This window comes from Vibrio sp. 10N.286.45.E10, from assembly GCF_002874195.2.
Classification (GTDB): Bacteria; Pseudomonadota; Gammaproteobacteria; order Enterobacterales; family Vibrionaceae; genus Vibrio; species Vibrio crassostreae.
The window spans coordinates 446680-469198 of the sequence record NZ_MCWD02000003.1 but is presented as its reverse complement, the minus strand read 5'-3'; the positions used below and the strand labels follow the sequence as shown (position 1 = coordinate 469198).

Annotated in this window: 8 protein-coding genes, 3 tRNA genes and 6 rRNA genes; 4 read left to right on the top strand and 13 right to left on the bottom strand. The window is 46.8% G+C overall.

Features of this window, described 5'->3' with window-relative positions; genetic code table 11:
* Positions 1-58: 58 nt before the first annotated feature.
* Positions 59-2587 (bottom strand): class I adenylate cyclase, encoded by a 2529-nt coding sequence (locus BCU34_RS23390; RefSeq protein WP_048662861.1) that lies wholly within the window; start codon positions 2585-2587, stop codon positions 59-61.
* A gap of 344 nt (positions 2588-2931) precedes the next feature.
* Here BCU34_RS23390 and hemC point away from each other — a divergent pair, with 344 nt between their 5' ends.
* The 4 genes from hemC to BCU34_RS23370 are packed head-to-tail and all read left to right on the top strand — an operon-like array spanning position 2932 to position 7027.
* A complete protein-coding gene (gene hemC, locus BCU34_RS23385) occupies positions 2932-3870 on the top strand; it encodes a hydroxymethylbilane synthase (RefSeq protein WP_048658900.1) in 939 nt (312 codons plus the stop codon).
* A gap of 2 nt (positions 3871-3872) precedes the next feature.
* Complete coding sequence (locus BCU34_RS23380) at positions 3873-4601, top strand: uroporphyrinogen-III synthase (protein ID WP_048658901.1); 729 nt, start codon at positions 3873-3875, stop codon at positions 4599-4601.
* A gap of 18 nt (positions 4602-4619) precedes the next feature.
* Entirely contained in the window at positions 4620-5846 is a 1227-nt protein-coding gene (locus BCU34_RS23375; protein ID WP_048658902.1) for a uroporphyrinogen-III C-methyltransferase, read from the top strand.
* Positions 5846-7027 (top strand): heme biosynthesis protein HemY, encoded by a 1182-nt coding sequence (locus tag BCU34_RS23370; protein ID WP_102432581.1) that lies wholly within the window; start codon positions 5846-5848, stop codon positions 7025-7027. The genes BCU34_RS23375 and BCU34_RS23370 overlap by 1 nt, the downstream gene beginning before the upstream one ends.
* Positions 7028-8134: 1107 nt before the next feature.
* Here BCU34_RS23370 and BCU34_RS23365 read toward each other — a convergent pair.
* From BCU34_RS23365 to ubiD, 12 genes are all read right to left on the bottom strand, one after another.
* Positions 8135-8211, bottom strand: a tRNA-Asp gene (locus tag BCU34_RS23365).
* A gap of 67 nt (positions 8212-8278) precedes the next feature.
* Positions 8279-8394, bottom strand: a 5S ribosomal RNA gene (rrf, locus tag BCU34_RS23360).
* A 133-nt stretch (positions 8395-8527) separates the two neighbouring features.
* Positions 8528-11421 (bottom strand): 23S ribosomal RNA (locus BCU34_RS23355).
* A 333-nt stretch (positions 11422-11754) separates the two neighbouring features.
* Positions 11755-11830, bottom strand: a tRNA-Ala gene (locus tag BCU34_RS23350).
* Positions 11831-11844: 14 nt separating this feature from the next.
* Positions 11845-11921, bottom strand: a tRNA-Ile gene (locus BCU34_RS23345).
* Positions 11922-11988: 67 nt separating this feature from the next.
* Positions 11989-13543: ribosomal RNA gene (locus BCU34_RS23340) — 16S ribosomal RNA — on the bottom strand.
* A 412-nt stretch (positions 13544-13955) separates the two neighbouring features.
* A 5S ribosomal RNA gene (gene rrf, locus BCU34_RS23335) occupies positions 13956-14071 on the bottom strand.
* Positions 14072-14203: 132 nt separating this feature from the next.
* Positions 14204-17097: ribosomal RNA gene (locus BCU34_RS23330) — 23S ribosomal RNA — on the bottom strand.
* Between the two features lie 383 nt (positions 17098-17480).
* Positions 17481-19035 (bottom strand): 16S ribosomal RNA (locus BCU34_RS23325).
* Together the 16S, 23S and 5S rRNA genes with 3 tRNA genes alongside form the textbook arrangement of a ribosomal RNA operon.
* A gap of 546 nt (positions 19036-19581) precedes the next feature.
* Positions 19582-20295: an NAD(P)H-flavin reductase gene (gene fre / locus BCU34_RS23320; protein WP_048661170.1), complete on the bottom strand. Its 714-nt coding sequence runs from the start codon at positions 20293-20295 to the stop codon at positions 19582-19584.
* A gap of 20 nt (positions 20296-20315) precedes the next feature.
* Positions 20316-20585: a 2Fe-2S iron-sulfur cluster-binding protein gene (locus BCU34_RS23315; protein WP_008224727.1), complete on the bottom strand. Its 270-nt coding sequence runs from the start codon at positions 20583-20585 to the stop codon at positions 20316-20318.
* The gene (gene ubiD / locus BCU34_RS23310; RefSeq protein WP_102480837.1) at positions 20582-22423 is read right to left on the bottom strand and encodes a 4-hydroxy-3-polyprenylbenzoate decarboxylase; all 1842 of its coding nucleotides are present in this window, start codon (positions 22421-22423) and stop codon (positions 20582-20584) included. Before ubiD ends, BCU34_RS23315 begins: the two co-directional genes overlap by 4 nt.
* Between the last annotated feature and the right edge of the window lie 96 nt (positions 22424-22519).

The following is a 22519-nucleotide window of genomic DNA, read 5'->3' as shown; positions in this document are numbered from 1 at the left end:
AAACTAAAAAGGAGTGAATCAATCACTCCTTTTTTAATATCAATCAGTCTTAATAAGCCTAGATGTTGACTATCTTTGAACTCCGAGAAGCTAACGTCGCATCGTTACGGTAAGGCACAACGTAGGAGCTACCCTCTTCAGGGTGAACAATCTGGTAGTACTGAGGTAAATTAAAGTTAATCAACTTAGACGACATCTTCGACTCATCTTTTACCGACGTATAGAAAGAGTTCACACTCGCGATCATCTCATCTTTTTCGCCGCTGTACTGGTGATACACCTCTACCTGATTCGACTCATCCAATACATAAATATTGAAACCTTTATCGGTATCTTCAAAGAAGAACTGAATTAAGCCCTCACTCGCAAAACCATCCACCACTTCTGGCAGTTGATACTCTTGCTCTTTATCGAGCATCAGTAAAGGCGACCCCTTCAGCTTGTTGGTTGAGATACTACGGTAGAAGTCGACCGAGTTTTCCAACATCTGAACCGACACACCACGGCGCTCAAAAAACAGGCCAAACATCTTGTTCGCTAAGCGAATGGCTTTAAAGCGACGGCGCTTCTCTGGTTCAATCGGTTTCAATCTTAGGTCGATACACTCGGCAAGCAGTTGATACACCATGTTACGCATCACACCGCGCAGGTTTTTGCTGTAACAGAACACATCGACCGACTCTGGCGGCAACGCATCTTGGTGCATTTTGCCAAGTACCGTCTTAAGCGCATCCAGCATCGCCGTATCACCTTGGAAATGCAGCGTACGTACTTCATGCCAAGAGTTACGATAAACCAAATCAACACTACCGACTAAACTCTTACCTTCTTCACCAAAGCTGAAGATATCCGCATTCTTGAGATCCACTTTTAATGCACGACCACTTAATTCAGAAGTCGGGTCATTTTCAAAGTTGATGAACATCGCCAACTGGCTAATCTCACATGGGCTAGCCAGGGCCTGCATACTTGGGCGACGCTTACGTAAAGAGAAGGTATTACGCAGATCACTCACCATTTGATAGAACTTATCGATATCAATATGGGCATCACGCACCACAGAGTGCAGACGTGTCGACTCAGTAATCAAGCCATTAAAGAATGACCAAGCAACCAACTTACTCAAGTACTCATGGTGTTCCAGAGAAGGCTGACCAAGAATACGATGCGCTACCAGTGGCTGTTTATACAAGTACCAACCGGCTTTATTCGACTGACCCTGACGAACTTCGATGAAGCTCAAGTCGGGTTCATGCAGATCAGGAGAGATTTGTGGGTTCAGTAGCGTCACTTTACCAGGCAAGACCTCAAACGCAGCGTAAAGTTTACGTGCCAAGATACTGATATCTTGTGGGCTGATGGCTGAAGTGATGTCATTACGACGCGCAAATTGAATCAGGTTACGGTAGCTCAGCATCAAGGCATCAAGTAGTGCATGGTGCACCACTTTAACCTGTTCAACCTTCCAGTTACGGCGGTTATCGAGCTCAGCAATGATTTCCTGTCCCCAATCCCAAGACTTAGTCATCTCAGTTAAGGCTTCACGACGCCATGCAACAGAACCAATGCCAGCTTCGCGTGACAACTTCTCGTGAGTCTTTAGGTAGAAACAACGTCTTACCAAATCCAATCGAGTGTGGTCATTGATACGCTCTAGGTAACGCGTCACCTTCTCTAGCATCAGATAGTAGCTATCCATACCATACAGATCAGGTTCATCCGCAAAGAAACGGCGCTTGGTATCAATACTCAACAATTGAGTATTTGGGTATTCCCATGAATAAGCTTCTAACAAGATCGCCTTTAACACCGATTTATACGGTGAGTCGATACTCTTGTAGAGCTGCCACAGGTTAGAACCAAAGTACTCTTCAGCGGGAATACGATTCAGCTTACCGAAATCGATCCACTGTGAGCAGTCAAGATAGCCATCCTGACATAAGCCTTGAACATACTCGTCGTAACACTCTTCCATTTCTGGAGGAATGATTTGCCACAACAAGCGCTGGCCAGCCAAACGAACCGCAGAACGATAGAACTCATCAAGCAATAACAAGTGCTGCGAAGAGCCACAGTTATCACCGGTCATCTCTTCTGAATGGTTCGAACGAAAACGCTCTTCATCCATCAAGAAGAAGTTAGCTTCAACCCCTAAGGTTTCAGCCCAATCGGTAATCAGCAGACATTTGTTGGTTAGGCTGTCGCGAGATGCGCCATCCATATCTGGAGACACACATACCCAGATATCAAGATCACTTGAAGTACTTTGACCAATAGAAGAAGTACTGCCCATGGTGTACAAGCCAAGGATGGCAGGTTCAGCAGCCTCGGTAAGTTTACCACCCAGCGTTAATTCGGTATCAGAGACAAATTGCTTTTGGAATTCATTAAGCGTGAAGCTACGAATTCCAAAAGGAACTTGTTGGTCGTAATAACCAGGCATCATCGGGTGATTAAAGTGAAGCAGTGCGGGAATAAGGTTGAAAACTCGCTGGCCTTGCACATTCATCAACGCCAACGCACGATCAATGCGCTGCTGATTTAGATTGTCTAATCGTTGAATCAAAGTTTGAGTGTAAGCCTGCAAGGTAAGTCCTTGGTTTGAGGTTAAGTGCAGTTCTGTTTAGTTACTGAACGAAAGCAGCAACAAAACGTGATCAATTTAACACTTTTAGCCTTAATGGTAAAGCAAAGGAACCTGTCATACTGGTCAATTCCTTGATGACAGAAAGTTAAACTCACGGCGCCGTAGTGTCCTCTTTATTGACTATTTCTAATAATAGCCCATGTTTCAAATGAGATACCAATCACACTATTTTGGTGAACTAATGAAAATCTCTGAGCTATCAAAGTATCAAATGATCAAACAGTAAGAATTCTCGCCTCATAATGGTAGGATTAGGCTATTACAGAACCTATATCGGAACCACCATGACAAATTCAGCACCAATCCGTATCGCGACCAGAAAAAGCCCTCTTGCCCTTTGGCAGGCATACTTTGTAAGGGATGCACTGCAAGCTGCTCACCCTGGTTTAGAGGTTGAGTTGGTAACTATGGTGACCAAAGGTGACATCATCCTCGACACTCCTCTTGCTAAAGTGGGCGGTAAAGGACTGTTCGTTAAAGAACTTGAAGTAGCAATGCTAGAAGGTCGTGCTGACCTAGCCGTTCACTCAATGAAAGATGTACCTGTCGACTTTCCTGAAGGTCTAGGTCTGGTAACGATTTGTGAGCGTGAAGACCCACGTGACGCATTCGTATCAAACACTTACAACAATATTGATGAGCTACCACAAGGTGCTGTCGTTGGTACATGCAGCCTGCGTCGTCAGTGTCAATTACTTGAGTCTCGCCCCGACTTAATCATCAAGGAGCTACGCGGCAACGTTGGTACTCGCCTAGGTAAACTCGATGATGGCCAATACGATGCTATCGTCCTAGCGGCAGCTGGCCTTAAGCGCCTAGAACTTGAAGAGCGTATCCGTAGCTTTATCGAACCAGAGCAGTCTCTACCGGCTGTCGGTCAAGGTGCTGTTGGCATTGAATGTCGTCTTGATGATGAGCGTCTGATTAAACTTCTTGAACCACTAAACCACCAAGACACAGCCGATCGCGTGCTTTGCGAACGAGCAATGAACCTTACTCTAGAAGGTGGTTGTCAGGTGCCTATCGGTAGCTATTCACTATTAGACGGCGACAATATCTGGCTACGTGCATTAGTTGGTGAACCGGATGGTTCTAAGATGGTTCGTGGTGAGATCTCTGGTTCTCGTAAGGATGCAGAAGCGCTTGGCGTGACTCTAGCAAATCAATTGCTGGATGATGGTGCAAGAGAAATCCTAACCAAGCTCTACGCTGACCAAGAATAATCATGACAGTGTTGGTGACCCGCCCCGGTTCAGAGGGGCAATCGCTTTGCCAACAACTAGCGGATGAAGGGATTCAAGCAATCCATCATCCGCTGATTCGTATCGTTGATAATCCAAACTCTGCGGATTTAAGCACCAAGCTCAGTAACAGCGATATCATCATCGCCGTCAGTCACCACGCCGTGACCGCTGCCCAAAACATCCTTTCGAAAACCTCATCCATTTGGCCTACTTCGCCGCTTTATCTTGGCGTTGGTCAAAAAACTGCGCACGTTTTAAGCAAAGTCTGTAAACAAAAAGTAAACTACCCTCAAGTTAGTGATAGTGAACACCTTCTTAAACTTACTGAACTTAATGGCGTAGAAAATAAGTCCATTTTGATACTACGTGGTAATGGTGGGCGTGAGCTCATTAGAGATTCTCTACTCAACCGAGGTGCACAAGTCTCTTATTGTGAGACCTACCGTAGAGAATATATTCCCATTAGCGACCACAATACCTATCAAACATGGATAAACAAAAAAGCGTCCAAAGTTGTCATCACTAGTCAGGAACAATTGGAGTATCTCTGCTCAATTACCCCTGATGAGTATTTGACTTGGCTTTCAACAAGACACCTATTTGTCCCAAGTCAGCGCATAGTAGAACGAGCACAACAACTCGGCTTCTCGAACGTGACCAATACTCACAGTGCTACGAACCAAATATTACTGGCTGCTCTCCGGCCCTAGCTAGAACAGGAAATAAGCATGACAAGCAAAAAAAATAACGAGCATATTGAACCTGAAAAGAAACAAGACACTCAGCCAGTAGTTGTTGAAAACGAAAAAGCTGACTCTACAGAGACAAAACAGCCCGAACAGAAGCTTGACGCCTCTGCGTCAAAGACCGCTAAAAATGAACAGCCTCAAACTGAGCATAAAGAGCAAGTAGAGAAAGCAGAAAAGCAAGGTAAGCGCGGTGTCAAACTAGGCGCTATTGCGATCGCTATTTCGATTATTTTCAGTGGCGGTATCGCATTTCAAATGCAGCAAAAGAGCGCTGAGTATTCAGCTCAAATCGCCGCTCTTCAAGCACAGCTTCAAAATACCCAATCTGCAGTAAATAAAGACCTACAAACCATCAAGCAAGAGACTATCCAAGAAGCGTCACACGCGGTGGAGAAAACTCAGGTCGTACAGTCTCAACAGCAGAAGAGTATTCAAAGCCTACAGTTAGCAGTGGCTGACGTTAAAGGTCGCCGCCCGAATGACTGGTTACTTGCCGAAGCCGATTACCTTGTGAAACTAGCGGGACGTAAACTGTTCCTAGAGCATGATGCCGTTAGCGCAACCAAGTTAATGGAAAGTGCCGATCAACGTATCGCAGCACTGAACGACCCTAGCTTAGTGTCACTGCGTCAATCAATGACCAATGATATTACTAAACTTCGCACAATTCCTCTGATCGACCGTGACGGTTTAGTTCTCCGCATCACAAGTCTGCAACAGCAAGTCGATACGCTTCCGCTTGCCAATGCGATTCTTCCTGAAGCCGCAGTTGTTGAGAAAAAAGCTGTATCGCAAGATATTAATGATTGGCAGAACAACCTGATGACTTCGATGAAAGACTTCTCAGAAAACTTCATCACATTCCGCAGTCGTGATGGCGAAGTTATCCCTCTACTATCACCAGAACAGCACTTCTACCTGCGTGAAAACATCAAAGGTAAATTAGAAACCGCGATTCGCGCCGTCTACAAAGAACAAGGTGAACTCTATAGCGCAGCTCTTAATACCGCTAGCGAATGGTCTAAAGCGTATCTAAACCAAGATAACAACTCAGTGATTGAATTTGAGAAAGCAATTAAACAGTTAAGTGAACAGAACATCTCTGTGAAATACCCTGTAAAGCTTGAATCTCAAAATGAGTTGTCAGATGTCATTCGTGAACGTCTACGCCGTGAGGTAACGGTAATGACCTCGGAGGAGAAATAATGATTCGTTTGATTTTTCTTTTCCTTGTACTCGGTGCGGGTCTGTTTGTCGGTACTCAGTTCTCGGGTCAACAAGGTTATGTGCTGATCTCAATTGCCAATAAGACGATTGAGATGAGTGTGACAACAATGGCTATCTTTGTGATTGCCCTTTTGGCCGCACTGTTTGGCTTAGAGTACCTATTTAAGAAGCTTATGTACGCGAGCTCAACAACTTGGAACTGGTTCAGCGTTCGTAAACTAAAACGCTCGCGTCGTTATACCAATGAAGGCATCATCAAGCTTCTTGAGGGTGATTGGAAAGGCGCAGAGAAAAAGGTAACTCGCTGGGCGAATCACCACGACATGCCTCTACTTTGTTATTTAGTCGCTTCTCAAGCGGCTCACGAACAGGGTAATACGAAAGAGCGTGATAAGTACATCGAGCTTGCTAGCCAGCAGGACGACTCTCTACTGGCTGTTGAGCTAACTAAAGCAAAACAACAGATCAGTGAGTCGAACTACGAAGCCGCATTCGATACACTTTCGACCTTAAAAGGTACATACCCTAATAACACCGCTGTACTTGGCCTATTAAAAGCCACCTACATGCAGCTTAAACTCTGGCAGCCATTACTAGAGTTAACGCCTAAGCTAGCTAAAAACAAGCTTCTTACGGCTGATGAGCAAGTTGAGTTAGAACAAAAAGCACAATGCGGCTTGCTTCACGATGTGGCACAGCAGCAAGGTAGCGAAGGTTTAATCAGCCATTGGAACAAGCTTTCAAGAAAGCAGAAACAAAGCTCTCACCTTGTTTCCTGCTTTGTGAAGCAACTGATCGCTCGTAAAGCTGACTCAGAAGCCTTCACTGTGATCAAAGAGAACATTGCGAAGAGTGGTTCAAATGAGCTCTACATGTTGCTTCCAGAGCTTAACCTTGCCGATCACCACCCAGTCGTTGTGATGCTAGAGCGCGCCATCAGTAAAGATGGTGGCAATGCCGAAGCACACAGCGCATTGGCTCAGTTCTACCTAAGAGAACAGAAGTGGTCAGAAGCACAAACCCACTTCGAGAAAGCACTAGCACTTCGCTCAAACGTATCAGATTACGGATACTTATCTGATGCACTAGAAAAGCAAAACTTAACGAAGGCTGCTCACGAAGTTTCTCGCAAGGCACTCGCTCTCGTTCAACCAGCTTAAACTGTTACAACTATCATGAAGCCGATGCCAAGCATCGGCTTTTTTGTATCTACTGTTTACCTTGGATAACTTCCTCAGTACCAATAAGCAAACACTAGAGATGGTAGTAAAGGTCTTCCATCCAGATCCCTTCTCCACACCCAGCTTATTGCTGACCGAAGCACCGTCCATTTTTAATAAGGCCTGCCTAGCTCGGAACAATCCATAAGTCACACATCTTGATCATTGGATTTCAAATGCTATTAATGCTTTATAAGTACTGATTTTAAGTCATGAGGTTAAATCCTCATGAAATCACCCGCAAGGTTTCCTAAAAAACACTGAGGGATACTTTAGAGCTATCCGTATGTAGTTTTAGCCAATTATAAAACAAGCTGTTTAGAATCCATTTGAGCTGACTGACAATCTTTATATAGATTTTTGAAGGAATAATGATCAGATAACTTGGTTGGATTTGTACCGAGAGAAAGTAAAGACGTTTCGCAGTAGTTGTCATTTGATAGAGATTAGCTCTAGATTACAGTGGGCTTAGCAACTGGAATCATTAGATGAAAATTACATTTAAGTAATGTACCTCTAAGTATTGGATCTCGTAAATCTGGCCTACCTCCGTAACCAACCTATTGGTTTAAGATTGAAGAAGTGAATGTATAGCAGCGGAGTTTCAGACTCTAGACGAAATCAATTCTGAGACACAGCAAAACTCCGAAGTTTAAAGCGCGGCTTAATCATCACTCAACAGAAGTAATTAAGAAGCCACCGCTACTTAGAAAACCCCTGCTAACTTATTGATTAAAAATAATTTGTCATGTTAGAGCCCATAAGCGTGAAGCCCGGCTATTGCTAACACAGCTTTCTAATCAATCGTCGATTCAACGATTACTAACCAAAACAACCTTTTACGGAAATCAAAACCAAGAGTTAAAACTCATAACCCAGAAACGACGAAAGCCTAGTCGTCAGACTAGGCTTTCTAATAAGTAACGGAATGGACGGGATTGTGGGCTTCTGGCAAACCCTTTGTGGAACTCATTCGGCCGAAGGGCAAAACACTTTTCTTTAAATGTAAAAAAGCCCTGCTATTTCTAGCAGGGCTTTTCTAATAAGTGGCGGAGTGGACGGGACTCGAACCCGCGACCCCCGGCGTGACAGGCCGGTATTCTAACCAACTGAACTACCACTCCGCAGTGGTCAACTCACTAAGTGAGCGTCCATATCTCCAGGTTGGTCAACCTAAAGATTTAATTTAAAGCCTGGCGATGTCCTACTCTCACATGGGGAAGCCCCACACTACCATCGGCGCTATTGTGTTTCACTTCTGAGTTCGGCATGGAATCAGGTGGGTCCACAATGCTATGGTCGCCAAGCAAATTTTGCTTTTACTTTCAGTTTTTTAAAAACTGAAGGCAAAATAATCTGGAAAACTGTATTTAAAAGTCTCTTCAAACTCATTCAAGTGTTTGGTATTTCTTTGAGTCCACAAAACCCCTTGGGTGTTGTATGGTTAAGCCTCACGGGCAATTAGTACAGGTTAGCTCAATGCCTCGCAGCACTTACACACCCTGCCTATCAACGTCGTAGTCTACGACAACCCTTTAGGACGCTTATAGCGTCAGGGAAAACTCATCTCAAGGCTCGCTTCCCGCTTAGATGCTTTCAGCGGTTATCGATTCCGAACTTAGCTACCGGGCAATGCCATTGGCATGACAACCCGAACACCAGAGGTTCGTCCACTCCGGTCCTCTCGTACTAGGAGCAGCCCCTTTCAATTTTCCAACGCCCACGGCAGATAGGGACCGAACTGTCTCACGACGTTCTAAACCCAGCTCGCGTACCACTTTAAATGGCGAACAGCCATACCCTTGGGACCGACTTCAGCCCCAGGATGTGATGAGCCGACATCGAGGTGCCAAACACCGCCGTCGATATGAACTCTTGGGCGGTATCAGCCTGTTATCCCCGGAGTACCTTTTATCCGTTGAGCGATGGCCCTTCCATTCAGAACCACCGGATCACTATGACCTGCTTTCGCACCTGCTCGAATTGTCATTCTCGCAGTCAAGCGGGCTTATGCCATTGCACTAACCACACGATGTCCAACCGTGTTTAGCCCACCTTCGTGCTCCTCCGTTACTCTTTGGGAGGAGACCGCCCCAGTCAAACTACCCACCAGGCACTGTCCGTAACCCCGATTCAGGGGCCAACGTTAGAACATCAAAACTACAAGGGTGGTATTTCAAGGACGACTCCACCACATCTAGCGACGCGGTTTCAAAGTCTCCCACCTATCCTACACATGTAGGTTCAATGTTCAGTGCCAAGCTGTAGTAAAGGTTCACGGGGTCTTTCCGTCTAGCCGCGGGTACACTGCATCTTCACAGCGATTTCAATTTCACTGAGTCTCGGGTGGAGACAGCGTGGCCATCATTACGCCATTCGTGCAGGTCGGAACTTACCCGACAAGGAATTTCGCTACCTTAGGACCGTTATAGTTACGGCCGCCGTTTACCGGGGCTTCGATCAAGAGCTTCGACCGAAGTCTAACCCCATCAATTAACCTTCCGGCACCGGGCAGGCGTCACACCGTATACGTCATCTTACGATTTTGCACAGTGCTGTGTTTTTAATAAACAGTTGCAGCCACCTGGTATCTGCGACTCTCGTCTGCTCCATCCGCAAGGGACTTCACTGATAAGAGCGTACCTTCTCCCGAAGTTACGGTACCATTTTGCCTAGTTCCTTCACCCGAGTTCTCTCAAGCGCCTTGGTATTCTCTACCCGACCACCTGTGTCGGTTTGGGGTACGATTCCTTACAATCTGAAGCTTAGAGGCTTTTCCTGGAAGCATGGCATCAATGACTTCACTACCGTAGTAGCTCGACATCGTATCTCAGCGTTAATAGCGGTCCGGATTTACCTAAACCACCCGCCTACGTACTTGAACCTGGACAACCGTCGCCAGGCCCACCTAGCCTTCTCCGTCCCCCCATCGCAATTGTAAGAAGTACAGGAATATTAACCTGTTTCCCATCGACTACGCCTTTCGGCCTCGCCTTAGGAGTCGACTTACCCTGCCCCGATTAACGTTGGACAGGAACCCTTGGTCTTCCGGCGAGGGAGTTTTTCACTCCCTTTATCGTTACTCATGTCAGCATTCGCACTTCTGATACCTCCAGCAGCCCTTACAGACCACCTTCAACGGCTTACAGAACGCTCCCCTACCCCACATACCCTAAGGTACGTAGCCGCAGCTTCGGTGTATAGCTTAGCCCCGTTACATCTTCCGCGCAGGCCGACTCGACCAGTGAGCTATTACGCTTTCTTTAAATGATGGCTGCTTCTAAGCCAACATCCTGGCTGTCTGAGCCTTCCCACATCGTTTCCCACTTAGCTATACTTTGGGACCTTAGCTGGCGGTCTGGGTTGTTTCCCTCTCCACGACGGACGTTAGCACCCGCCGTGTGTCTCCCGGATAGTACTTACTGGTATTCGGAGTTTGCAAAGGGTTGGTAAGTCGGGATGACCCCCTAGCCTTAACAGTGCTCTACCCCCAGTAGTATTCGTCCGAGGCGCTACCTAAATAGCTTTCGGGGAGAACCAGCTATCTCCAGGTTTGATTGGCCTTTCACCCCTAGCCACAAGTCATCCGCTAATTTTTCAACATTAGTCGGTTCGGTCCTCCAGTTGATGTTACTCAACCTTCAACCTGCCCATGGCTAGATCACCTGGTTTCGGGTCTAATCCTAGCAACTGTACGCCCAGTTAAGACTCGGTTTCCCTACGGCTCCCCTAAACGGTTAACCTTGCTACTAAAATTAAGTCGCTGACCCATTATACAAAAGGTACGCAGTCACACCACGAAGGTGCTCCTACTGCTTGTACGTACACGGTTTCAGGTTCTATTTCACTCCCCTCACAGGGGTTCTTTTCGCCTTTCCCTCACGGTACTGGTTCACTATCGGTCAGTCAGTAGTATTTAGCCTTGGAGGATGGTCCCCCCATATTCAGACAGGATATCACGTGTCCCGCCCTACTCGTTTTCACTGATTATGATGTGTCGGTTACGGGGCTATCACCCTTTACTGCGAGACTTTCCAGACTCTTCACCTGCATCATTAAAAGCTTAAGGGCTAATCCAATTTCGCTCGCCGCTACTTTCGGAATCTCGGTTGATTTCTCTTCCTCGGGGTACTTAGATGTTTCAGTTCCCCCGGTTTGCCTCCTGCTGCTATGTATTCACAACAGGATACTTACTTATGTAAGTGGGTTTCCCCATTCAGGAATCCCAGACTCAAAAGGTTATTACTACCTAATCTGGGCTTATCGCAAGTTATTACGCCTTTCATCGCCTCTGACTGCCAAGGCATCCACCGTGTACGCTTAGTCACTTAACCATACAACCCGAAAGGGTCTCTAGCTTTACTTTCACTTTTGAAAAGTGAAAACAAACTAGTATGGCAACTAACCAAGGTTTTTGGTTGTCATTAAGAAGGGTTAATTCTCAATGACTGTTTGCCGGACTCAATGTGATTCAAACAAGTTTGAATCGAATACAAGACACTTGAATGTGTTTGTTGTGTTTATCTAATGAAAGATAAACATTGAGAACTTTTAAATTTGATTGGATTACTCGTAAGTAATCAATCAGTCAGCTTTCCAAATTGTTAAAGAGCTTGATTTCTTTCGAAACCATTTTTAAAGATTCTTAGGAGAAAAACCCTTAAAGATGGTGGAGCTATGCGGGATCGAACCGCAGACCTCCTGCGTGCAAGGCAGGCGCTCTCCCAGCTGAGCTATAGCCCCATCTAGGTCGATATTGGTGGGTCTGAGTGGACTTGAACCACCGACCTCCCGCTTATCAGGCGAGCGCTCTAACCAGCTGAGCTACAGACCCAATATCGTCTCTTAACTTTTCTAAACCTAATCAATCTGTGTGGACACTTATCGTGAGTATCTTCGTATAAGGAGGTGATCCAGCCCCAGGTTCCCCTAGGGCTACCTTGTTACGACTTCACCCCAGTCATGAACCACAAAGTGGTGAGCGTCCTCCCCGAAAGGTTAAACTACCCACTTCTTTTGCAGCCCACTCCCATGGTGTGACGGGCGGTGTGTACAAGGCCCGGGAACGTATTCACCGTAGCATTCTGATCTACGATTACTAGCGATTCCGACTTCATGGAGTCGAGTTGCAGACTCCAATCCGGACTACGACGCACTTTTTGGGATTCGCTCACTATCGCTAGCTTGCTGCCCTCTGTATGCGCCATTGTAGCACGTGTGTAGCCCTACTCGTAAGGGCCATGATGACTTGACGTCGTCCCCACCTTCCTCCGGTTTATCACCGGCAGTCTCCCTGGAGTTCCCGACATTACTCGCTGGCAAACAAGGATAAGGGTTGCGCTCGTTGCGGGACTTAACCCAACATTTCACAACACGAGCTGACGACAGCCATGCAGCACCTGTCTCAGAGCTCCCGAAGGCACACCTGCGTCTCCGCTGGCTTCTCTGGATGTCAAGAGTAGGTAAGGTTCTTCGCGTTGCATCGAATTAAACCACATGCTCCACCGCTTGTGCGGGCCCCCGTCAATTCATTTGAGTTTTAATCTTGCGACCGTACTCCCCAGGCGGTCTACTTAACGCGTTAGCTCCGAAAGCCACGGCTCAAGGCCACAACCTCCAAGTAGACATCGTTTACGGCGTGGACTACCAGGGTATCTAATCCTGTTTGCTCCCCACGCTTTCGCATCTGAGTGTCAGTATCTGTCCAGGGGGCCGCCTTCGCCACTGGTATTCCTTCAGATCTCTACGCATTTCACCGCTACACCTGAAATTCTACCCCCCTCTACAGTACTCTAGTTCACCAGTTTCAAATGCAGTTCCGAGGTTGAGCCCCGGGCTTTCACATCTGACTTAATGAACCACCTGCATGCGCTTTACGCCCAGTAATTCCGATTAACGCTCGCACCCTCCGTATTACCGCGGCTGCTGGCACGGAGTTAGCCGGTGCTTCTTCTGTTGCTAACGTCAAGAGATGCAGCTATTAACTACACCCCCTTCCTCACAACTGAAAGTACTTTACAACCCGAAGGCCTTCTTCATACACGCGGCATGGCTGCATCAGGCTTTCGCCCATTGTGCAATATTCCCCACTGCTGCCTCCCGTAGGAGTCTGGACCGTGTCTCAGTTCCAGTGTGGCTGATCATCCTCTCAGACCAGCTAGGGATCGTCGCCTTGGTGAGCCATTACCTCACCAACTAGCTAATCCCACCTAGGCATATCTTGACGCGAGAGGCCCGAAGGTCCCCCTCTTTGGCCCGTAGGCATTATGCGGTATTAGCCATCGTTTCCAATGGTTATCCCCCACATCAAGGCAATTTCCTAGGCATTACTCACCCGTCCGCCGCTCGACGCCCATTAACGCACCCGAAGGATTGTTAGTGTCGTTTCCGCTCGACTTGCATGTGTTAGGCCTGCCGCCAGCGTTCAATCTGAGCCATGATCAAACTCTTCAATTTAAGATTTTGTGACTCAACGAATACTGACTTCAAAACTAATATTTATTCGCTCTTTTCGAAAAAGGAACGTGAACATGTAATTTTAAAGCTATTACCATTCCAACAGAATGATAATGAATTGACTGTGCCGAATAACTACAAGTAGTTAAACGTATTGGTCACTCAGTTCATTGAAATCAATTTTGTTACCGAAGTAACTGCTATTACCTAAGTAATAACGTTTTGATATTCATCAACGAGTGCCCACACAGATTGATAGGTTTAAATTGTTAAAGAGCTTTGCTTTCAGTGCCTTAGCACTTAAGCAGGACGCGTATAATACGCTTTCTACTTTGAAAGTCAACATAAAATACTAAGAAAACTTAGAACTCTATGGTGACTTGTCTACTTTGTAGACAAAGTCGAATTTAAAGCCTGGCGATGTCCTACTCTCACATGGGGAAGCCCCACACTACCATCGGCGCTATTGTGTTTCACTTCTGAGTTCGGCATGGAATCAGGTGGGTCCACAATGCTATGGTCGCCAAGCAAATTTTGCTTTTACTTTCAGTTTTTTAAAAACTGAAGGCAAAATAATCTGGAAAACTGATTTAAAAGTCTCTTCAAACTCATTCAAGTGTTTGGTATTTCTTTGAGTCCACAAAACCCCTTGGGTGTTGTATGGTTAAGCCTCACGGGCAATTAGTACAGGTTAGCTCAATGCCTCGCAGCACTTACACACCCTGCCTATCAACGTCGTAGTCTACGACAACCCTTTAGGACGCTTATAGCGTCAGGGAAAACTCATCTCAAGGCTCGCTTCCCGCTTAGATGCTTTCAGCGGTTATCGATTCCGAACTTAGCTACCGGGCAATGCCATTGGCATGACAACCCGAACACCAGAGGTTCGTCCACTCCGGTCCTCTCGTACTAGGAGCAGCCCCTTTCAATTTTCCAACGCCCACGGCAGATAGGGACCGAACTGTCTCACGACGTTCTAAACCCAGCTCGCGTACCACTTTAAATGGCGAACAGCCATACCCTTGGGACCGACTTCAGCCCCAGGATGTGATGAGCCGACATCGAGGTGCCAAACACCGCCGTCGATATGAACTCTTGGGCGGTATCAGCCTGTTATCCCCGGAGTACCTTTTATCCGTTGAGCGATGGCCCTTCCATTCAGAACCACCGGATCACTATGACCTGCTTTCGCACCTGCTCGAATTGTCATTCTCGCAGTCAAGCGGGCTTATGCCATTGCACTAACCACACGATGTCCAACCGTGTTTAGCCCACCTTCGTGCTCCTCCGTTACTCTTTGGGAGGAGACCGCCCCAGTCAAACTACCCACCAGGCACTGTCCGTAATCCCGATTCAGGGACCAACGTTAGAACATCAAAACTACAAGGGTGGTATTTCAAGGACGACTCCACCACATCTAGCGACGCGGTTTCAAAGTCTCCCACCTATCCTACACATGTAGGTTCAATGTTCAGTGCCAAGCTGTAGTAAAGGTTCACGGGGTCTTTCCGTCTAGCCGCGGGTACACTGCATCTTCACAGCGATTTCAATTTCACTGAGTCTCGGGTGGAGACAGCGTGGCCATCATTACGCCATTCGTGCAGGTCGGAACTTACCCGACAAGGAATTTCGCTACCTTAGGACCGTTATAGTTACGGCCGCCGTTTACCGGGGCTTCGATCAAGAGCTTCGACCGAAGTCTAACCCCATCAATTAACCTTCCGGCACCGGGCAGGCGTCACACCGTATACGTCATCTTACGATTTTGCACAGTGCTGTGTTTTTAATAAACAGTTGCAGCCACCTGGTATCTGCGACTCTCGTCTGCTCCATCCGCAAGGGACTTCACTGATAAGAGCGTACCTTCTCCCGAAGTTACGGTACCATTTTGCCTAGTTCCTTCACCCGAGTTCTCTCAAGCGCCTTGGTATTCTCTACCCGACCACCTGTGTCGGTTTGGGGTACGATTCCTTACAATCTGAAGCTTAGAGGCTTTTCCTGGAAGCATGGCATCAATGACTTCACTACCGTAGTAGCTCGACATCGTATCTCAGCGTTAGTAGCGGTCCGGATTTACCTAAACCACCCGCCTACGTACTTGAACCTGGACAACCGTCGCCAGGCCCACCTAGCCTTCTCCGTCCCCCCATCGCAATTGTAAGAAGTACAGGAATATTAACCTGTTTCCCATCGACTACGCCTTTCGGCCTCGCCTTAGGAGTCGACTTACCCTGCCCCGATTAACGTTGGACAGGAACCCTTGGTCTTCCGGCGAGGGAGTTTTTCACTCCCTTTATCGTTACTCATGTCAGCATTCGCACTTCTGATACCTCCAGCAGCCCTTACAGACCACCTTCAACGGCTTACAGAACGCTCCCCTACCCCACATACCCTAAGGTACGTAGCCGCAGCTTCGGTGTATAGCTTAGCCCCGTTACATCTTCCGCGCAGGCCGACTCGACCAGTGAGCTATTACGCTTTCTTTAAATGATGGCTGCTTCTAAGCCAACATCCTGGTTGTCTGAGCCTTCCCACATCGTTTCCCACTTAGCTATACTTTGGGACCTTAGCTGGCGGTCTGGGTTGTTTCCCTCTCCACGACGGACGTTAGCACCCGCCGTGTGTCTCCCGGATAGTACTTACTGGTATTCGGAGTTTGCAAAGGGTTGGTAAGTCGGGATGACCCCCTAGCCTTAACAGTGCTCTACCCCCAGTAGTATTCGTCCGAGGCGCTACCTAAATAGCTTTCGGGGAGAACCAGCTATCTCCAGGTTTGATTGGCCTTTCACCCCTAGCCACAAGTCATCCGCTAATTTTTCAACATTAGTCGGTTCGGTCCTCCAGTTGATGTTACTCAACCTTCAACCTGCCCATGGCTAGATCACCTGGTTTCGGGTCTAATCCTAGCAACTGTACGCCCAGTTAAGACTCGGTTTCCCTACGGCTCCCCTAAACGGTTAACCTTGCTACTAAAATTAAGTCGCTGACCCATTATACAAAAGGTACGCAGTCACACCACGAAGGTGCTCCTACTGCTTGTACGTACACGGTTTCAGGTTCTATTTCACTCCCCTCACAGGGGTTCTTTTCGCCTTTCCCTCACGGTACTGGTTCACTATCGGTCAGTCAGTAGTATTTAGCCTTGGAGGATGGTCCCCCCATATTCAGACAGGATATCACGTGTCCCGCCCTACTCGTTTTCACTGATTATGATGTGTCGGTTACGGGGCTATCACCCTTTATTGCGAGACTTTCCAGACTCTTCACCTGCATCATTAAAAGCTTAAGGGCTAATCCAATTTCGCTCGCCGCTACTTTCGGAATCTCGGTTGATTTCTCTTCCTCGGGGTACTTAGATGTTTCAGTTCCCCCGGTTTGCCTCCTGTTGCTATGTATTCACAACAGGATACTTACTTATGTAAGTGGGTTTCCCCATTCAGGAATCCCAGACTCAAAAGGTTATTACTACCTAATCTGGGCTTATCGCAAGTTATTACGCCTTTCATCGCCTCTGACTGCCAAGGCATCCACCGTGTACGCTTAGTCACTTAACCATACAACCCGAAAGGGTTTCTATTTGCTTTCACTTTAAAAAGTGAAGACAAATAAGCGTATGGCAACTAACCAAGGTTTTTGGTTGTCATTAAGAAGGGTTAATTCTCAATGACTGTTTGCCGGACTCAATGTGATTCAAACAAGTTTGAATCGAATACAAGACACTTGAATGTGTTTGTTGTGTTTACCATAAAGGTAAACATTGAGAACTTTTAAATTTGATTGGATTACTCGTAAGTAATCAATCAGTCAGCTTTCCAAATTGTTAAAGAGCATAAAGCAAAAAGCTTTAATCAATAACTTACGTTATTAATTAAAGCTCTGGCTTTAACTAAATCTAAACCATCAATCTGTGTGGACACTTATCGTGAATATCTTCGTATAAGGAGGTGATCCAGCCCCAGGTTCCCCTAGGGCTACCTTGTTACGACTTCACCCCAGTCATGAACCACAAAGTGGTGAGCGTCCTCCCCGAAAGGTTAAACTACCCACTTCTTTTGCAGCCCACTCCCATGGTGTGACGGGCGGTGTGTACAAGGCCCGGGAACGTATTCACCGTAGCATTCTGATCTACGATTACTAGCGATTCCGACTTCATGGAGTCGAGTTGCAGACTCCAATCCGGACTACGACGCACTTTTTGGGATTCGCTCACTATCGCTAGCTTGCTGCCCTCTGTATGCGCCATTGTAGCACGTGTGTAGCCCTACTCGTAAGGGCCATGATGACTTGACGTCGTCCCCACCTTCCTCCGGTTTATCACCGGCAGTCTCCCTGGAGTTCCCGACATTACTCGCTGGCAAACAAGGATAAGGGTTGCGCTCGTTGCGGGACTTAACCCAACATTTCACAACACGAGCTGACGACAGCCATGCAGCACCTGTCTCAGAGCTCCCGAAGGCACACCTGCGTCTCCGCTGGCTTCTCTGGATGTCAAGAGTAGGTAAGGTTCTTCGCGTTGCATCGAATTAAACCACATGCTCCACCGCTTGTGCGGGCCCCCGTCAATTCATTTGAGTTTTAATCTTGCGACCGTACTCCCCAGGCGGTCTACTTAACGCGTTAGCTCCGAAAGCCACGGCTCAAGGCCACAACCTCCAAGTAGACATCGTTTACGGCGTGGACTACCAGGGTATCTAATCCTGTTTGCTCCCCACGCTTTCGCATCTGAGTGTCAGTATCTGTCCAGGGGGCCGCCTTCGCCACTGATATTCCTTCAGATCTCTACGCATTTCACCGCTACACCTGAAATTCTACCCCCCTCTACAGTACTCTAGTTCACCAGTTTCAAATGCAGTTCCGAGGTTGAGCCCCGGGCTTTCACATCTGACTTAATGAACCACCTGCATGCGCTTTACGCCCAGTAATTCCGATTAACGCTCGCACCCTCCGTATTACCGCGGCTGCTGGCACGGAGTTAGCCGGTGCTTCTTCTGTTGCTAACGTCAAGAGATGCAGCTATTAACTACACCCCCTTCCTCACAACTGAAAGTACTTTACAACCCGAAGGCCTTCTTCATACACGCGGCATGGCTGCATCAGGCTTTCGCCCATTGTGCAATATTCCCCACTGCTGCCTCCCGTAGGAGTCTGGACCGTGTCTCAGTTCCAGTGTGGCTGATCATCCTCTCAGACCAGCTAGGGATCGTCGCCTTGGTGAGCCATTACCTCACCAACTAGCTAATCCCACCTAGGCATATCTTGACGCGAGAGGCCCGAAGGTCCCCCTCTTTGGCCCGTAGGCATTATGCGGTATTAGCCATCGTTTCCAATGGTTATCCCCCACATCAAGGCAATTTCCTAGGCATTACTCACCCGTCCGCCGCTCGACGCCCATTAACGCACCCGAAGGATTGTTAGTGTCGTTTCCGCTCGACTTGCATGTGTTAGGCCTGCCGCCAGCGTTCAATCTGAGCCATGATCAAACTCTTCAATTTAAGATTTTGTGACTCAACGAATACTGACTTCAAAACTACTATGTAATTTTAAAGCTATTACCATTCCAACAGGATGATAATGAATTGACTGTGCCAAATAACCGAGGTTATTTGTATTGGTCACTCAGTTCATTGAAATCAATGTTGTTACCGAAGTAACTGTTACTACCTAAGTAATAACGTTTTGATATTCATCAACGAGTGCCCACACAGATTGATAGGTTTAAATTGTTAAAGAGCTTAACTTCTTAAGCGTTCCTTTTAAGTAAGGAGCCTCTCGAAGTGGACGGCCATTCTAGCGAATTAACATTCAGTGTCAAACACTTTTTGAAAATTAATTTTTTGTCGCTTTCCGTCTTACTGATTCTTGCTGAAGCCTTGTGGCGTCTGCCGTCTCAGTGGTGTCGCATTATAGGGAACCCTCTCAGCTTAGCAACTACTTTTTCATAAAAAATGAATAAATAGGGGTTAACTGCCTAATAGTTCACCTAAACGTAAAAAAGAGAGCATTTCTGCTCTCTTTTTACTCAAAATCTAAAGGTATTGTTAGATAAATGCGTAAGCATCAGCGTACATATGAGCACGCTTTGCTTCTTTATTCTGAGTAAATAGGTCTCTTGCAGCACCCGCCATTTCAAAACGACCTGCAATATAGATATCAAAATCAGCTAATGATTCGAAACTTTGCGTGATAGCCTCAAGCACATTACCTGTTTGACCGTGCCACACTTCCGGTGCTTCTTCTACTACTGGTACAAAATGTACGTTGCTATGCTTTTCTGCAATGCCAACCAGCTCTTCTTTCGCATATAACTGGCACTCATCTTTCGCGCCCCAATATAGGTAGATCTCTTTCGAGCTATTTTGCGCGATGCAATGATCCAGAATAGAACGCACGTAACTGAAACCAGTACCACCAGCAATCAATAATAGAGGGCGATCGCTTTCTTCTTTAATCCAAGCATCTCCGTGTGGAGCATCAATAGCAATATCGCCATTTTCAGCTTGTGCCTTCTTCATCGCTTCAACCACTTCTAGTGCGTAAGCATTGTGCTCAGCAGCGCCTATGTGTAGTTCAAGTTCACCTTCGTGACGGCAAGGGCTACTTGCGATAGAGAATGGGCGCTTATCTTTCTCGCCCATTTCAACCATCAGATACTGACCCGCTTTAAAAGCGACGGGTGTTTCTGGGTGAAGTAGGATTTGGTAAGTATTACAAGCCAAAGGCTCGATAGACTTCACTTTACATTTAATAGTCATGTTCTTCCTCTTACTAACCCTTAATCGGCAAAGGTTAGAACTAAATTACTTTCTGCAAATGCTTGGCAAGCAAAAATCCAGCCTTGTTGCTGCTCTTTCTCTGTGAGCATGGGTTCAAGGTGGTAACTCACTTGCCCTTCTAATTTTTTGCACATACACATTGCGCATGCGCCAACTTGGCAACGGTTTGGGAAATAGATATCGCTGTTGAGCGCAGCATCCAAGACCGTTTGCCCTTTTTCTACGGTGAAACTGATGTTTTCTGGGTATAAGACTACTTGGTAGCTCATGAAATTCCTAGCTGTTCCCAGATGCTATCAATCTTTTTGACGACATCAGGATCTTTTGTGATTGGTACACCCCACTCACGAAGGCATTCACCTTCCCACTTATTGGTCGCATCGAGACCCATTTTGGAGTGTCCATTTTCATTCTGTAGGAATAACGTATCTCTCTCCGGATCCATTCTTGTCGTTACCGCCCAAATAATGTCATTCCAATCACTCACGTTGACATCGCCGTCACACACGATAACAAACTTGTTTTCATCAAATTGAGACCAAACTGCTTCCATGATTTTCTTACCATTACCTGTAGCTTGCTTATCAATAGACACCACAACCATACTGGCGTTGTCGTTCTGTAGGTGAATATCAATAATTTCAGGGTGAGCCTTAGTTAACTCAGCCAAGCTACCCTCTATATGTTCACTATTTGTAGGTGCTGATTGAATATCTGGATATAGCGCTAACTCTGCATCCCACTTCTTAGTGATATCTAGGCCCATCTTAGAACCTAACCCAACCACGGGCGATGCGAAATCCAATGAATCGATCGGCGTGTTCTCTATCATCAAGCTATCGCGTGACGGATCCATATGTTCGCACATCGCTGCGGTTACTTGAGACCAATCGCGTGCATTGACATCTTCATCGCACACCAATACAAATTTGGTGTACATGAATTGGCGTAAGAAAGACCATACACCCATCATCACTCGCTTGGCGTGACCTGGGTATTGCTTCTTCATGGTCACGACTGCCATTCGGTACGAACAACCTTCAGGCGGTAGATAAAAATCTTCAATCTCTGGGAACTGCTTTTGAAGAATAGGCACAAACACTTCATTTAGTGCAACACCCAATACCGCAGGCTCATCAGGTGGACGGCCAGTATAGGTGCTGTGATAGATAGGGTTTTCGCGCATAGTTACATGAGTAATAGTAAACACATGGTGCTTTTCTTTCTCGTTGTAGTAACCAGTATGGTCTCCGTAAGGCCCTTCATCCGCAAATTCATTCGGGTCGATGTAACCTTCCATCACGATTTCCGCACTTGCAGGAACCTCTAAGTCGTTGCTGATTGATTTAACGACCTCAGTTTTACTACCACGTAGTAAGCCTGCAAACGCGTACTCAGATAAAGTATCCGGCACTGGCGTAACCGCACCAAGAATGGTGGCAGGGTCGGCACCAAATGCTACCGATACCGGAAATGGTTTACCTGGGTTGGTTTCTATCCAATCGCGTAGATCCAGCGCGCCACCACGGTGGGCTAACCAACGCATGATGATTTTGTTCTTACCGATCTTCTGCTGACGATAGATACCTAAGTTTTGGCGTTTCTTGTTCGGACCACGAGTAACCGTTAATCCCCACGTTAGCAATGGCGCGACATCGTCAGCCCAACAGCTCATCACGGGGATTTTATCTAAGTCGACGTCATCGCGTTGCCATACCACTTGTTGGCAAGCCGCTTTGCGAAGGCGTTTAGCTGGCATGTTTAAGACTTGCTTAAACACAGGCAGTTTATCAAGAGCGTCTTTAAAGCCTTTTGGTGGCTCTGGTTCTTTTAGGTAAGCAAGCAACTTACCCACTTCGCGCAGTTCTTTGACTTCCTGACGCCCCATACCAATAGCAACCCGATTAGGTGTACCAAATAGATTAGTCAAAACAGGCATGTCATAGCCTACTGGATTTTCAAACAAAAGAGCCGGGCCACCAGCACGTAGAGTACGGTCGCTAATCTCGGTCATTTCATAGTCTGGATCGACTGGGTGAGAAATGCGTTTCAACTGACCAATACTTTCAAGATGGTCGATAAAATCACGTAAATCTTTAAAACTCATAGGACTTCTACATGCTGATTATTCTGCGCTCAGTATATCAAAAAGGGTGACACTGAGATCCCCCTTTTTAGTGTGGTTATTGAGAGGCAAAATCCA